Source organism: Streptomyces viridiviolaceus (genome assembly GCF_014650995.1).
Lineage (GTDB): Bacteria > Actinomycetota > Actinomycetes > Streptomycetales > Streptomycetaceae > Streptomyces > Streptomyces viridiviolaceus.
This window is the reverse complement of record NZ_BMWA01000017.1, coordinates 118498-132693: the sequence shown is the minus strand read 5'-3', so window position 1 is coordinate 132693 and position 14196 is coordinate 118498. Positions and strand designations below refer to the sequence as shown.

Below are 14196 nucleotides of genomic sequence, written 5' to 3'. Positions count from 1 at the left end.
AACCCCTACGGCACCTTCCGCCTGGACATGGACCAGCGACTCGACCTGGGGCTCACGGTGCCCCGTCCCCGTGGCGCGACAGACACCGCCGGTCGATCACATGCGGAGACGCGATGACGAACTTCCGGCAACCCGCCGTCCAACAGGCAGGGTGGTGTGTCCGAGCAACGGCTGATCGGCCCCCGTCACGTCAGACGGCGGTGAAGCCGCCGTCTGCGGGTACCACGGCTCCGGTGATGAAGCTGGAGCGTGGTGAGGCGAGGAAGCAGAGAACCTCGGCGATCTCTTCGGGCTGTGCGACTCGGCCCAGAGGCTGGGCGTCGGCGAACGATGCGAGGTAGGCGCGGCTGTCGGGGCGGATCGTGTCGAGGAAGTCGGTCTCGATGACGCCTGCGGCGACAAGGTTGGCGCGGATGCCCCATGGTCCGCCTTCGACGGCGAGCACCTTGGTCAGTTGGGCCAGGGCGCCTTTGGACGCGCTGTAGGCGGCGCCTTCGGGCAGGGCGACCGTGCCGGCGTAGGACCCGGTGCTGACGATGCTCCCGCCGCCCCGGCTCTGCATCGTTCGGAAGGCTTCTCGGGCGCAGAGGAAGGATCCGCGGGCGTTGACGGCCATCACGGTGTCCCAGTCTTCGGCGGTGGTTTCGGTGACGGGTTTGTTCAGGGTGCGTCCGGCGTTGTTCACCAGGATGTCCAGTCCTCCGAAGGTGTCCAGCGCCGAGCGGACCGCGTGGACGGCGGTCTCCTCCCGCGTGATGTCGCCCCGCATCGCGAGTACGCCGGGGAATTCGTCCCCCAGGGTCGTGACGTCGGGACGCAGGTCGACGGCGACGACGCGGGCGCCGCGGGCATGGAGCAGTGCCACGGTCTCCTTGCCCACGCCGCGCGCGGCCCCGGTGACCAGGGCGGTCTTCCCGGCGAACTCGGATGCTTCGGCAGACGCGGCGGTGGGCGTCATGGTGAGGTCCTCTCGAAAAGATCAGGGTCGCGCGCAGTTTCCCGCGCCGGCTGTCTGGGCTGCTGTACGGTCACGCACTCACGAGGCAGACGGCACAGGAGATGAGCGCACTTGCCGTGCGTGCGCACGGGAGGCGTCGTGGACGCCCGGCGGGCGGGTTGTTCAGTGTGCGGTGAGGCCGCCGTCGACGACGAGTTCTGAGCCGGTGACGAAGGAGGAGTCGTCGCTGGCGAGGAAGAGGATCGCGGGGGCGACCTCATCGGCGCGGCCGGCTCGGCGCATGGGGGTGCGCTGGATGTCCGGTTGCTGGTCGCCCTGCTCGTCCAGGAGGTCCTGGATCATCGGTGTGGCGACCACTCCGGGATGTATCGAGTTGACCCGTACGCCCTGCCGTGCGTACTCGACTGCGGCCGTCTTGCTCAGCAGACGCACCGCGCCCTTCGACGCCTGGTAGGCCGCGGCCGCGCCGCTGCCCACCAGGCCGAGCACGGACGAGGTGTTGATCACCGACGCGTTGCCGCTCGCTCGCAGCAGCGGCATCGCCGCCCTCATACCGAGCCAGGTGCCTTTCTGGTTCACGTCGATCACGCGGTCCCACACCTCCTCCCGCGTGTCCTCGATACCCGGCCAGTCCAGGATTCCGGCGAGGTTCACCAGCACGTCCAGCACTCCGAAACGATCGCGTACGAGGGCCGTCACCTCCTCCCATTCCCGGGCGGAGGAGACATCGAGGAGGGCGGTCGCCACCTCCGCGCCACCCGCCTCGATGCGCCGCGCCAGCTTCTGGAGGGGTTCCCGGGCTACATCGGTGATCACCAGCCGGGCGCCCTCCTGGGCGAAGAGTTCGGCGGTCGCCGCACCGATCCCCCCGGTCGCGCCCGTGATCAGGGCCACCTTGCCCTCAAGACGTCGTCCGGTCATGAATACGGTCCTTCCCTTGCGTTTGATACGTCTGTCAGCGACTGCTGCCTGCCTCGGCAGTCGGTCCGCTCCCACGAGGAGTCGGTCTCCGCGACCGGAGCAGCTGCTGCCCGAACCCCGTTGTCCCGCTACGCTCGCCACCCCGCTACGACGGGCTCGACTCTCGGTACAGCACGAGGTGTTCGTGGTAGAGCACTCCGTCGCGGATGTCCCCTGTGGCGGTGAACCCGGTGTCGTCGACGTAGTCCAGGTGACTACCGGTGACCGTGTAACGGCCGGTGTACGCACTGGCCCGCTCGCCGCGAGCCTCGTCGTAACGGCCGTCCGGCAGCAGCTCCTGCCGGATGTGCCCGTCCTCGGTCACCCACATACCGACCACGTCCACGTGGCCGTCCTCGATCGCGGCCATGGCGGCCTCCTCTCCTCGAACGGTGCGGTCCTTCCCGCTCCACCGAGTCTGCGCAGGTCAGCGATGACCGACCAGGACGCTTGCTGCCTGGATGCACCACACCCAGGCAGCACGGCGGCGCGCCGCCTAGCCTGAGGACATGGACGACAACCGCATGGGGGACTTCCTGCGCGCGTGCCGCGCCGCCCTGCGCCCGCACGACGTCGGGATGCCGAGCCACGGGACCCGCAGAGTCGCCGGGCTGCGCCGCGAGGAGGTCGCCGTCCTGGCCGGAGTGAACGCCGACTACTACACCCGCCTAGAACAGGGCCGCGAACGCAACCCCTCGCCCCAGGTGATCGACGCTCTCAGTCATGCGCTGCACCTCGACGAGGACGCCAGGGCGCACCTGTACCGGCTGGCCGGGGCCGCCCCCGCCGACCGGCTGTCGCCTCGCCGCACCGAGCGCGTCAGCCCCGCCCTGCGACAGCTGATGGACGGCTACCCCAACACCCCGGCGTTCGTCATGAACAGGACCCTCGACCTCCTCGCGGTCAACGCGCTGGCCCAAGCCCTCTACTCGGCGTTCACCCCGGCGGACAACCTCGCCCGCATGACGTTCCTCGACCCGGCCGGCCCCACCTTCTACACGGACTGGAACCGGGCGGCACAAGCCACCGTCGCCAACCTCCGCGAGGCGACCGGATTCGACCCGGACAACCCGCGGCTGCGTGAACTCGTCGGCACCCTCACCGAGCACAGCGCGGACTTCGCGCGCCTGTGGCAGTCCCACACCGTGCGAGGCAAGACGCAGGACGCCAAACACTTCCTCCACCCGGATGTCGGCCCGCTCACGCTCACCTACCAGGCGTTCGACGTACGCGAGGCACCCGGCCAGCAGCTCGTCATCTACCACGCCGAACCGGGCAGCCCCAGCGCCCACTCCCTCCACCTGCTCGGCTCCCTCCACGCCACCCGGCGCCAAGACCGCTCCCAGCACACAGCTGATCAGCCAACACAACCCGGAGACCCGCACCGATAGTGCGACTTCGCCTCAGCGCGTTTCATAGGTGGTCGCTCGTGAAACACCCGGCCGCCCGGCGGCCCACCTGCGGCAATCATGTTTCATGAGTTGTTGCAAACGACTTGCCTCCTGAAACACACCCTTGAAACGCTCCGAGGTGTGAGCGACGACTTCAAGCGCGTGGAATCGCGCGACTGCCCTATGTCCTCCTGCGCGGCCCCCGCGGGCTCCCCTTGCCGGACCGGCAACGGGAAGGTGGCCATCCAATACCACACCGCCCGCTTCCGCCTCGTGCCCCACCTCGCCAAGGCCCTCAGCGTGCCGACCCCCGCCGTACGCAAGCCCGGCTCGGCGTGGACCGAACTGCCCCGGCCCGTGAGCGCCGGCGCCGAACCGGTCGGACACGTCCGCCTCGGCTACGCCCGTGCCTCGACCGCCCGGCAGTCCCTGGACGCGCAGCTCGACTCCCTCGCCGCGGCCGGGGTGACCCGCATCTTCTCGGAGAAGATCTCCACCCGCGCCACGAAGCGCCCCGAACTGGAGACCGTCGTGAAGCTCGCCGGGGAGATCCGCTCCTCCGGCGCCGCCGTGACCCTCGTCGTCCACGAGCACAAGCGGCTCGGCCGCGGCATCGAACTCGCCATGCTCGCCGAGGAACTGAAGGCCAGTGACGTCGGACTGGAGTTCCTCACCGGGGAACTGATGGGCTCGCACGACCCCTCGGGCATCGTCTTCACCGTGCTGGCGGCCATGTCGGGCATGGAGCGCGAGTACATCCGCGACCGCACCCTCGAAGGCCATGAGTCCGCCCGAAAGCGCGGCAAGACCATCGGCGGCGCGGGCGTCACCGACCCGGACATGCTGTCCATGGCCCTCCACCTGCGCGACCAGGAGATGAGCCTGCGCGACATCGCCAAGCGGCTCGTCATCACCACCGGCACGAAGAAGGGCCAGCACCCCTCACCCGCCACCGTCATGCGAATGTTCCGCGTGCACGACGAGAAGGCCGCCACGACGGCGAGCGTATGATCACCCGCTACATTGCGGCTGGTGTCTGAGCTAGGACACCGGGGCCGACACCCCGGTTTCTCCGCGCCCGAGATCAAGCACAAGTGGTCGCTGCGCGCCTCCGTCACCAGCGAGCTGGTCCTCGACGACGTGCGGCTGCCCGCCGACGCCGTGCTGCCGGAGGTGACCGGACTGCGTGGACCGCTCAGCTGTCTCACGCACGCCCGTTACGGCATCGTCTGGGGCGCGATGGGCGCGGCCCGCAGCTGCTTCGAGGCGGCCGTGGAGTACGCGAAGTCGCGGGAGCAGTTCGGGCGGCCCATCGGCGGCTTCCAGCTGACCCAGGCCAAGCTCGCCGACATGGCGGTCGAACTGCACAAGGGGATTCTGCTCGCCCACCACCTCGGGCGGCGCATGGACGCCGGCCGCCTGCGTCCCGAGCAGGTCAGCTTCGGCAAGCTCAACAACGTGCGCGAGGCCATCGACATCTGCCGTACGGCCCGGACGGTCCTCGGCGCCAACGGGATCTCGCTCGAGTACCCCGTGATGCGGCACGCGACGAACCTGGAATCGGTGCTCACCTACGAGGGCACCGTCGAGATGCACCAGCTGGTGCTGGGCAAGGCGCTCACCGGGATCGACGCCTTCCGGTGAACCCCGCGAGGGGGCAGGGCCGGTGTGCGCGGCCCTGCCTCAGCTCTGGTTGAAGAAGCCGTCCGACCGGTGCGCGGCCGAGTCGCCGCTGATCACCTGGGTGTCGGCCGGGCTCAGCAGGAAGACGCGGGTGGACACCCGCTCGATCGAACCCCGCAGGCCGAAGATCAGCCCGGCCGCGAAGTCGACCACGCGCTTGGCGTCGGATGCCTCCATGGCCGTGAGGTTCACGATGACCGGGACCCCCTCCCGGAACAGCTCGCCGATCGCACGCGCGTCCCGGAAGCTGTCCGGGGTGACCGTGCCGATGCGACGGCCCTTCTCCTCGGCCGAGTCCGCGGCCACCTTCACCCGGGGGTCGGTGACCCAGGCGTCGCCGGAGTCGTTCTCCTCGGAGTAGTCGTCGTCGTAGTAGCGCTCGTCATCGTTGTCGTCGACGAGGCCGAGCCACGCACTCGCCTTGCGTACCGATCCCATGGACGCCTCCTCTCACAGCGGTCTTTCGTGCTTTCCGCATCCCTATGGTCATCCATGATGCGGACGTCGCGCCAAGTGGATAGACGCCGCGCGGGGGGTTTGTGACGGTACTGGTGCACAGCGAATCCGTCGAGAGTCCATGTGTCCCAAGGGCCGTTTCTCAAACGGCTGCTGACTGTGAGTGAAATATGATTCTTCGCGGCGGACGGGTGAGGCGCGGGGCGTACGGGTGAACCGGCGGCCGGTACGATGCCGCAGCTCAGCGTCGTAGCAACCACGGGGGAGTGTTGTGTTCGGAATCGTCAGGCCCTGTCGGCACCGGCTCGGAGAGCGTCTCACGAGCCAGTGGATGGCGCACTTGTGCGGGTTGTGTCTCGCGTTGCGCGGGGACCACGGCCAGTTCGCGCGGATCGTGACGAACTATGACGGGCTTCTCATATCGGTGTTGACGGAGGCTCAGGCCGGACGCGGCGGCACCGGCGCCGGGCGGCGCACCGCGGGCCCCTGTCCGCTGCGCGGCATGCGCACCGCGTCCGTCGCCCACGGCGAGGGGGCGCGGCTCGCGGCCGCCGTCTCCTTGGTGCTGGCCTCGGCGAAGGTGCGCGACCACGTCGTCGACGGGGACGGGCTGCTGGCCCGCAGGCCGGTGGCGCGCGCCGCCCGCCGGGTCGCCGCGAGCTGGGACGCGGCCGGGGCGCGGGCCGGTACGGCCGTCGGGTTCGACACCGCCGTCCTGGTCGACGCCGTGGACCGGCAGACCGGCATCGAGGCGCTCGCCGGGCCCGGTACGCCGGTGCTCGTCGTCACCGAACCCACCGAGACGGCGACCGCCGCCGCCTTCGCGCACACCGCGCACCTCGCCGGACGGCCGTACAACGCCGCGCCGCTCGCCGAGGCGGGCCGGCTCTTCGGCCGGCTCGCCCATCTCCTGGACGCCGTGGAGGACCTGGACACCGATGCCGCCTCGGGTGCCTGGAACCCGCTCACCGCCACGGGGACACCGCTCACGGAGGCCCGGCGGCTGGCCGACGACGCCGTGCACGGGGTGCGTCTGGCGCTGCGCGAGGTCGCCTGGGGGTCCGGGGTCTCCCCGGAAGGACACAGCACCGACGGGCGGCTGGCCCACCTGCTGCTCGTGCACGAGCTGCGCAACTCCGTCGACCGCGCCTTCGGCACCCCCTCCTGCGCGCACGGTGCCGGACCGTACGCGCCGCCCGGCACGCCGGGCGGTCCCGGGGCGCCGACGCCCCCGGAGCCGCCGCGCCGGGACCGGCGCGGGCTGCTCGCGGGGTGTGCCGTGTGGCTGGGGCTGGCCTGTACGTGCCAGTTGTGCTGCGGCACCTACTCCGACCCCTGGACGGGGGAGCGCAAGGAGGGCCAGTGCAGCAACTGCGACTGCAGCGGGTGCGACGGCTGCTGCAGTTGCTGCGACTGCTGCAGCAACTGCTGCGGCGACGACGGGTGCGGGTGTGACGGCTGCGACTGCGGTTGCAGCTGCTGAGAGACCGTCGGTGCGCCGGGCCGGTCAGTCCTTCAGCTCCGGGGGCGAGATCTCGGACCTCGCGATCGCGGAGTCCGTCGTCCCCCACTTCTTCAGGATCCTGTCGTACGTCCCGTCGGCGATGAGTCCGTTCACGGCGGCCTGCAGGGCGGGCGCCAGCTTCGAGCCCTTCTTGAGGGCGAACCCGACGTCCAGGCGGTGGAACTCGTTGAGGAACTTCAGGCCCTGCTGGTGGGCGACCGCGTAGCGCAGCCCGTTGATCGTGGACATCACGACGTCGCTGCGGCCCTGCTGGAGCGAGGACCAGAGCGCGCCGGGCTCGCTGTAGGTCTGCACCTCGTACGCCTTCTCGCCGGCGTCCGTGCACAGGTGCTTGTTCTCCTCCAGCGTGGCCTCGAAGGTCGTGCCGGCGCCGGTCGCCACGTTCAGCCCGCACAGCTGCCCCAGGTCGGTGACCTTCGACAGCTCGCTGTCCTCGCGGGCGGCGAAGCCCTGACCGTCGTTGATGTAGGTGACGAAGTCGATGGTCTTGCGCCGCTCCTCGGTCACGCCGAAGTTGCTGGCGCCGACGTCGTACTTGCCGCTGTCGAGGGCGGGCAGGATCGCCTCGAAGGAGGCCTGCTCGGTCTTCAGCCGGATACCGAGCGCCTTGGCGACGGCGTTCGCGAAGTCGACGTCCTGGCCGGTCAGCGTCTTGCCGTCGGTCAGATAGGTGGTGCCGGGCGGAGTGCCGCCGACGCTGACGGCGAGGGTGACGCTCGTGGTGCCGGCGGGCAGCAGCTTCACGGCGGCCGCGTTCCGTCCGACGCCGGAGACGACGTCCGTGGTGGGGACCGCGTCGGAGCCGGCCGCCGCGCCCGCGACGTCTTCGGCGCTGTCGCCGGAGCCGCACGCGGTGAGCAGCAGGGCCGCCGAGGCAATCAGGGTGAAGGGGGTGAAAAGTCTTTTCCGGGCGCGCGTGGGCGTACGCATGGTGAGCAGTCTCCTGAGAGCGAAGGCTTGGGGCAGCGCGAGGGGAGGGGGCGCGTGTGAAGGCGGGAAGAGAGAAGGGAAACCCGTGGAGGCCCCGACGGAGTCAGGCGGTCAGGGCAGGCAGGGAGGGTCGGCTCAACAGGAAGAGGACCACACTCGACCGAAGTCGATGTGGGAGCGCGTGACCAGCCACTGCTGCGGATGCATGGGCCAAGTGGAACAGGCATCCGGTTCCGCGTCAACGACTTGAGACGCGCGGCTCACAGTGTGGACAGTCTTGACAGCGGACCGAAACAGCCCCGTACTCTCGGCGCACGGCCCTGCTGAGGGGCTCGGCCGTGTGAAGGCACCGCCCACCGTGTCCGACTGACTCGATGTCACGGAGCCTTCGCATGCCCTCCGACACCCTCGCCCAGCACGCCGCCGTCCCGGAGACCCCGGACAAGGCGGACACCCCGCGGATCGTCCCGCAACGCCGCTTCGGCCAGTGGACGGCCGCCGCCGTGGTCCTCGTCCTCCTCGCTTTGGCCGTCAACTCCGTCCTGCGCAACGACGCCTTCCAATGGGACGTCGTCGCCGACTACTTCACCACCACCGCCGTCCTGCGCGGCCTCTGGCTCACCCTCTGGCTGACCGCCGTCGTCATGGTCCTCGGCTTCGCGCTGGGCACGCTGCTCGCCGCGTTCCGGCTCTCCGCCAACCCCGTGCTACGGGCGGTGAGCTGGGGCTACGTGTGGCTGTTCCGCTCGATACCGATCCTGGTGCAGCTGCTGTTGTGGTTCAACATCGGCGCCCTGTACCCCCGGATCCTCGGCGTGAAGACGGTCGACCTGCTCGGCCCGGTCACCGTCGCGGTCATCGGCCTCACCCTGCACGAGGCCGCCTACGCCGCCGAGGTGGTGCGCGGCGGCATCCTCTCCGTCGACCGCGGCCAGATCGAGGCCGCGCAGGCGCTGGGGCTGAGCCGGTGGCGCCGGTGGCGGCGGATCGTCCTGCCGCAGGCCATGCGCTCCATCGTGCCGCCCGCCGGCAACATGCTGATCGGCACCCTCAAGGGCACCTCCATCGTCAGCGTCATCGCCGTCCAGGACCTGCTGTACTCGGTGCAGCTCGTCTACCACCGCACCTACCAGGTCATCCCGCTGCTGATGGTGGCCACCGTCTGGTACACCGTCGTCACCTCGCTGCTCGGCGTCGGCCAGTACTACGTCGAGAAGCACTACGCGCGCGGCACGGAGCGCACCCGATGACGCGGCACTCCCTCGTGATCGTCGGCGCCGGTCCGCGGGGAACCGGCCTGCTGGAGCGCATCGCCGCCAACGCGCCGGAGCTGTACGCCGGTGCGGGCCTCGACATCCACCTCGTCGACCCGCACCCGCCCGGTGCCGGGCGCATCTGGCGCGAGCGGCAGTCGCCGCTGCTGTGGATGAACTCGCACGCCGAGGACGTCACCATGTTCACCGACGAGACGGTGGAGATGGCCGGACCCGTACGGACGGGCCCCACCCTGCACGAGTGGGCGGGCCTCGACGGCCGCACCTTCGCCGATCGCCGGGTCCAGGGCGCGTACCTGCGCTGGGTGTACGACCGCGCCGTGGCCGACCTGCCCGACGGCATCACTGTCCATCACCACCCGGGGCGAGCCGTGCGGGTCGACGGACCGCGCGAGGGACGCCAGCGGGTGTGGCTGGCGGGCCGGACCCTGCCCCTCCTCGCCGACCTGGTCGTCCTCACCCTCGGCCACCTCGACGCCGAGCCCGACGAGGAGCAGCGGGAGCTGTCCGCGTACGCCCGCGCCCACGGCCTGGTCCATCTCCCGCCGGACTTCACCGCCGACAGCGACCTGTCCGCGCTGCGCCCCGGTGAGCCGGTCCTCGTCCGCGGGTTCGGGCTGGCCTTCGTCGACCTGATGGTGCTGCTGACCGAGGGCAGGGGCGGACGGTACGAGGGAGACACGTACGTCCCGTCCGGGCGGGAGCCGGTCCTCCACGTCGGCTCGCGGCGCGGAGTGCCCTACCACGCCAAGATCGGCTACGACTGGACCGGGGAGCGGCCCGCGCTGCCGCGGTTCTTCGGGCCCGCCGAGACCGACGCGCTGCTCGCGCGGCCGGGAGGCTTCGACTTCCGCCGGGACGTGTGGCCGCTGGTCGACAAGGAGCTGGGGTTCGCCCACTACCACCGGCTGTTCACCGCCCACCCCGAGCGGGTGTCCGGCACCTGGGCGGCCTTCGCCGAGAAGTACGCCGCCGCCGACCCGGACGAGCGCGCCGCCCTCGTCGCGTCCGCCGTACCCGACCCCGCCGACCGGCTCGACCTCGCCGCACTCGACCGCCCGCTGGACGGGGTGCGGTACGGGTCCCACGAGGAGCTGCAGGACGGACTGCGCCGGTACATCGAGGGCGACCTGAGTCGCCGTCACGACCCGCAGCACAGCCCCGACCTCGCGGTCTTCCTCGCCCTGCTCTCCGTCTACGGGCAGCTCGTCCGGCTCGGCGACGTGGGCCCCTGGTGGCACGGCTTCTTCAGCTACCTGGCGTCCGGCCCGCCCGGCCCCCGGCTGCGTCAGATGCTCGCGCTGTCCCGGGCGGGCATCCTGCGCTTCGTGGGCGCCGACATGACGGTCACCGCCGCCGACGGGGTCTTCCGGGCGGCCGGTGCCACCGTGCCGGGTGCCGTCGTCGAGGCCCGGGCGCTGGTGGAGGCGCGGCTGCCGCACCCCACCGTGGAGCGGGCCCGCGATCCGCTGCTGCGCTCGCTGCACGCCGACGGGGCCGCCGCGACCCCGGACGGGCTGCTGGCCGTGGACCGGGCCGACGGGCGGGTGCTGGACCGGGCCGGCCTGCCGCACCCGCGGCGGTTCGCGCTCGGACCGCACACCGACGCGCGCGGATCCGGCGCGTTCACCCGGCCCCGCACCGGCGGACCGGCGTTCCGGCAGAACGACGCCACCGCGCGGGCCGTGCTGGCCTTCCTGTCGGCTCCCCAGGCCCCCAAGTCCTCCCAGACCCCCCAGGCCCCCAAGTCCTCCCAGTCCTCCCAGACCTCCAAGTCCTCCCAGACCTCCCAGACCCCCCAGGCCCCCGAGGCGGCCCGGCAACCACTGCTCGAGGAGTCCCCGCGATGAGCGTCATGGTCGACATCAGGTCCGTGCACAAGAGCTTCGGCCCACTGCACGTGCTCAAGGGCATCGACCTCACCGTGCGCACCGGCGAGGTGACCGTGGTCCTCGGCCCCTCCGGCTCCGGCAAGTCGACGCTGCTGCGCACCGTCAACCACCTGGAGAAGGTGGACCGGGGTGTGATCAGCGTCGACGGCGCCTTGGTCGGCTACCGGCGTTCCGGCGACCGGCTGCGGGAGCTGCCCGAGCGGGAGGTGCTCAGGCAGCGCACGCGGATCGGCTTCGTCTTCCAGAACTTCCACCTCTTCCCGCACCTGACCGTGCTGGAGAACATCACCGAGGCGCCGGTCTCGGCGCTGAAACGGCCGCGCCGCGAGGCCGCCGAGGCGGCGCGCCGGCTGCTGGCGAGGGTGGGACTCGCCGACAAGGCCGATGCCTACCCGCGGCAGCTGTCCGGCGGACAGCAGCAGCGGGTCGCCATCGCGCGGGCCCTCGCGCTGGAGCCGAGGCTGCTGCTCTTCGACGAGCCGACCTCCGCCCTCGACCCCGAGCTGGTCGGCGAGGTGCTCGACGTCATCAGGGACCTGGCCCGGCAGGGCACCACCATGATCGTCGTCACGCACGAGATCGGGTTCGCCCGCGAGGTCGCCGACACGGTGGTGTTCATGGACGACGGGCGGATCGTCGAGCAGGGGCCGCCCGCCGACGTCCTGGACCGCCCACGGCACGAACGCACTCGGGCGTTCGTCTCCAAGGTCCTCTGACCCAGGTCCTCCGAAGCTCCCCGAAAGGGCTTTTCCGCAATGACCTCATCGAACGGACGGCGGCTGCACCTGGCCGCCGCCCTCGACCACCGGCCGGCCTGCGAGGCCGGCCCCTACCTGGAGTCGGCGCGGCTCGCCGAACGCGGCGCACTCGACTTCGTGACCCTCGGCGACTCCTTCACTCGCCCCGGCCCCGATGCGCTCTGCGTCCTGTCCCGGGTGGCGCCCGCCACGCGGCGCGTCGGACTGGTGCCCACCGTCACCACCACCCACACCGAGCCCTTCCACGTCCAGGCCGCCGTGGCGACCCTCGACTGGGTCAGCCGCGGCCGGGCCGGCTGGCGGATCGAGGTGTCCACGACCGAGGGCGAGGCCCGCCTCTTCGGCCGGCGCCACGCCGCACCCGCCGACGTCCTGTGGCAGGAGGCGGGCGAGGCCGCCGACGTGGCGGCGCGGCTGTGGGACAGCTGGGAGGACGACGCCGAGATCCGGGACACGGCGACCGGACGGTTCATCGACCGGGACCGGCTGCACCCCGTCGACTTAACCGGAACCGCCTTCTCGGTCAAGGGCCCCTCGATCGTGCCGCGTCCCCCGCAGGGCCATCCGGTGCGCGTGGTCGACGTCACCGAGCCGGCCGCACGGCCGGTCGCGGCCCGGTACGCCGACGTGGCCCTCGTACGGACCGCGAGCCCGGCCGAAGCCGCCGCGACACGGGCCGGGCTGCGGGCCTCCGCGGCCGCGTCCGGCCGTGATCCGGACGGCCTGCGGGTCCTCGCCGGCCTCGACATCGACCTCGGGGACGGCGAGTACGCGGCGGACCCCGGCCACGGCGGGGGCGGTCCCCGGGCCACTCCCCGCGGCCCGCTGTACCGCGGCGGGCCGGTCGATCTCGCGGACCTGATCGCCGCCTGGCACCGGGAGGGCGCCGTCGACGGCTTCCACCTGGTGCCGGTCGAGCCGCGCCGTGACCTGGAGCGGCTGGTCAACGGCACCGTGTCCCTGCTCCAGCACCGGGGCCTGTTCCGCACCTTCTACCCGGGCAGCACGCTCAGGGACCACCTGGGCCTGGCCAGGCCCGCCAACCAGTACGCCGCGACGGGGAGGACGCGATGAGCCGAGACCGGCAGATCCACCTGGCGGCGCACTTCCCGGGCGCCGACCACACCACCGTCCGGGCCGATCCCCGGTCGGGGTCGCAGATCGACTTCTCCTCCTTCGAGCACCTCGCCCGCACCGCCGAACGCGGCCTGTTCGACTTCCTCTTCCTCGCCGGGAACGTGCGGCTGCGGGAGCACAAGGGCCGCATCCACGACCTGGACGTCGTCGGACGCCCGGAGTCCCTCACCGTGCTCAGCGCCCTCGCCGCCGTCACCGAGCACCTCGGCCTGGCCACCACGGTCGACGCCACCTTCAACGAGCCCTTCGAACTCGCCCGCAGGCTCGCCACGCTGGACCACCTCAGCGGTGGCCGGGCGGCCTGGAACGTGGTCGCCTCCTCCGGCGCCTTCACCGGCGAGAACTTCCGGCGCGGCGGCTTCCTGGACCACGCCGACAGGTACACGCGCGCCGCCGAGTTCGTGCGGACGGCCAGGGAGCTGTGGGACTCCTGGACCCCGGACGGCGAGCCCCGCCCGTTCGCCCACCGCGGTCGGCACTTCGACATCGCGGGGGAGTTCACCGTCCCGCGCCCCCCGCAGGGGCACCCGGTGGTGATCCAGGCCGGGGACTGCGACGAGGGGCGGGAGTTCGCCGCGTCCACGGCCGACGTGGTCTTCGCGCGGCACGGCACGCTGGAGGCCGGGCGCGCCTTCTACGCCGACGTCAAGCGGCGCCTGGCGAAATACGGCCGCCGGCCGGACGACCTGAAGATCATGTCCGGCGTCTCCGTCGTCCTCGGGGACACCGTCGCCGAGGCACGCAGGCGGGCCGAGAAGATCCGCCGGCAGCAGGTCTCCCCGCAGACCGCGATCCTCCGACTGGAGCAGATCTGGGGCGTGGACCTGTCCGCCTACGACCCCGACGGGCCGCTGCCCGACATCGACCCGGTGCCGGAGCCACGGTTCACCCGGGGCCGCACCCGGCGCGGCGACACCGTCGCGGTCGCCGAGAAGTGGCGGGCCCTGGCGCAGGAGAAGGGGCTGTCCATCCGGGAGACCGTGATCGAGGCGGGCGGCCGGCAGTCCCTCGTGGGCACGCCCGGGTCGGTCGCCGCCGAACTGGAGGCGTTCGTCCGGCAGGACGCGGCCGACGGTTTCGTCCTCGTACCGCACCTCGTCCCGGGCGGACTCGACGAGTTCGTGGACCGGGTGGTGCCCGTGCTCCAGGAGCGTGGCGTGTTCCGCACCGCCTACGAGGGCCGCACCCTGCGGACCCACCTCGGTCTCCCCGAACCGGCATGAAAGGGTCGA

General features: G+C 71.6%; 13 protein-coding genes and 1 pseudogene. 9 read left to right on the top strand and 5 right to left on the bottom strand.

Annotated features, from left to right (window positions below; genetic code table 11):
* Positions 1-190: 190 nt before the first annotated feature.
* The 3 genes from IE260_RS25100 to IE260_RS25090 all read right to left on the bottom strand — a co-directional run bounded on the left by IE260_RS25100 (position 191) and on the right by IE260_RS25090 (position 2288).
* A complete protein-coding gene (locus IE260_RS25100) occupies positions 191-958 on the bottom strand; it encodes an SDR family NAD(P)-dependent oxidoreductase (protein WP_189875623.1) in 768 nt (255 codons plus the stop codon).
* A gap of 162 nt (positions 959-1120) precedes the next feature.
* Positions 1121-1879 carry an SDR family NAD(P)-dependent oxidoreductase gene (locus IE260_RS25095; protein ID WP_189875621.1) on the bottom strand — a complete coding sequence of 253 codons (759 nt, stop codon included), beginning with the start codon at positions 1877-1879 and terminating at the stop codon, positions 1121-1123.
* Positions 1880-2024: 145 nt separating this feature from the next.
* Positions 2025-2288, bottom strand: coding sequence for an Atu4866 domain-containing protein (locus IE260_RS25090; protein WP_076972001.1), 264 nt, complete (start codon positions 2286-2288; stop codon positions 2025-2027).
* A 139-nt stretch (positions 2289-2427) separates the two neighbouring features.
* Between IE260_RS25090 and IE260_RS25085 the strand changes: the two genes are divergently transcribed.
* The 3 genes and pseudogenes from IE260_RS25085 to IE260_RS25075 form a co-directional block, all read left to right on the top strand.
* The gene (locus IE260_RS25085) at positions 2428-3309 is read left to right on the top strand and encodes a helix-turn-helix transcriptional regulator (protein ID WP_189875619.1); all 882 of its coding nucleotides are present in this window, start codon (positions 2428-2430) and stop codon (positions 3307-3309) included.
* Positions 3310-3387: 78 nt separating this feature from the next.
* On the top strand, positions 3388-4320 hold the full coding sequence (locus tag IE260_RS25080; protein ID WP_444545572.1) for a recombinase family protein: 933 nt from the start codon (positions 3388-3390) through the stop codon (positions 4318-4320).
* Between the two features lie 51 nt (positions 4321-4371).
* Positions 4372-4953: pseudogene (locus tag IE260_RS25075) on the top strand (acyl-CoA dehydrogenase family protein); the annotation flags it as partial.
* 39 nt (positions 4954-4992) lie between these two features.
* Here IE260_RS25075 and IE260_RS25070 read toward each other — a convergent pair.
* On the bottom strand, positions 4993-5430 hold the full coding sequence (locus IE260_RS25070) for a cell division protein SepF (RefSeq protein ID WP_189875617.1): 438 nt from the start codon (positions 5428-5430) through the stop codon (positions 4993-4995).
* A 289-nt stretch (positions 5431-5719) separates the two neighbouring features.
* Between IE260_RS25070 and IE260_RS25065 the strand changes: the two genes are divergently transcribed.
* Entirely contained in the window at positions 5720-6931 is a 1212-nt protein-coding gene (locus tag IE260_RS25065) for a DUF5685 family protein (protein ID WP_189875615.1), read from the top strand.
* 24 nt (positions 6932-6955) lie between these two features.
* On the opposite strand, the gene IE260_RS25060 is transcribed toward IE260_RS25065, so the two are convergent.
* Positions 6956-7903 carry an ABC transporter substrate-binding protein gene (locus IE260_RS25060; protein ID WP_189875613.1) on the bottom strand — a complete coding sequence of 316 codons (948 nt, stop codon included), beginning with the start codon at positions 7901-7903 and terminating at the stop codon, positions 6956-6958.
* Between the two features lie 392 nt (positions 7904-8295).
* Between IE260_RS25060 and IE260_RS25055 the strand changes: the two genes are divergently transcribed.
* From IE260_RS25055 to IE260_RS25035, 5 genes are read left to right on the top strand one after another with little or no spacing between them, the layout of a single operon-like run.
* The gene (locus IE260_RS25055) at positions 8296-9153 is read left to right on the top strand and encodes an amino acid ABC transporter permease (protein WP_189875612.1); all 858 of its coding nucleotides are present in this window, start codon (positions 8296-8298) and stop codon (positions 9151-9153) included.
* Positions 9150-11027, top strand: a complete 1878-nt coding sequence (locus tag IE260_RS25050) for an FAD/NAD(P)-binding protein (protein ID WP_189875610.1) — start codon at positions 9150-9152, stop codon at positions 11025-11027. Before IE260_RS25055 ends, IE260_RS25050 begins: the two co-directional genes overlap by 4 nt.
* On the top strand, positions 11024-11785 hold the full coding sequence (locus tag IE260_RS25045; protein WP_308434692.1) for an amino acid ABC transporter ATP-binding protein: 762 nt from the start codon (positions 11024-11026) through the stop codon (positions 11783-11785). Before IE260_RS25050 ends, IE260_RS25045 begins: the two co-directional genes overlap by 4 nt.
* A gap of 39 nt (positions 11786-11824) precedes the next feature.
* Positions 11825-12901 carry an LLM class flavin-dependent oxidoreductase gene (locus tag IE260_RS25040; RefSeq protein ID WP_189875607.1) on the top strand — a complete coding sequence of 359 codons (1077 nt, stop codon included), beginning with the start codon at positions 11825-11827 and terminating at the stop codon, positions 12899-12901.
* Positions 12898-14187: an NtaA/DmoA family FMN-dependent monooxygenase gene (locus IE260_RS25035; protein ID WP_189875606.1), complete on the top strand. Its 1290-nt coding sequence runs from the start codon at positions 12898-12900 to the stop codon at positions 14185-14187. Before IE260_RS25040 ends, IE260_RS25035 begins: the two co-directional genes overlap by 4 nt.
* The last annotated feature ends 9 nt before the right edge of the window (positions 14188-14196 follow it).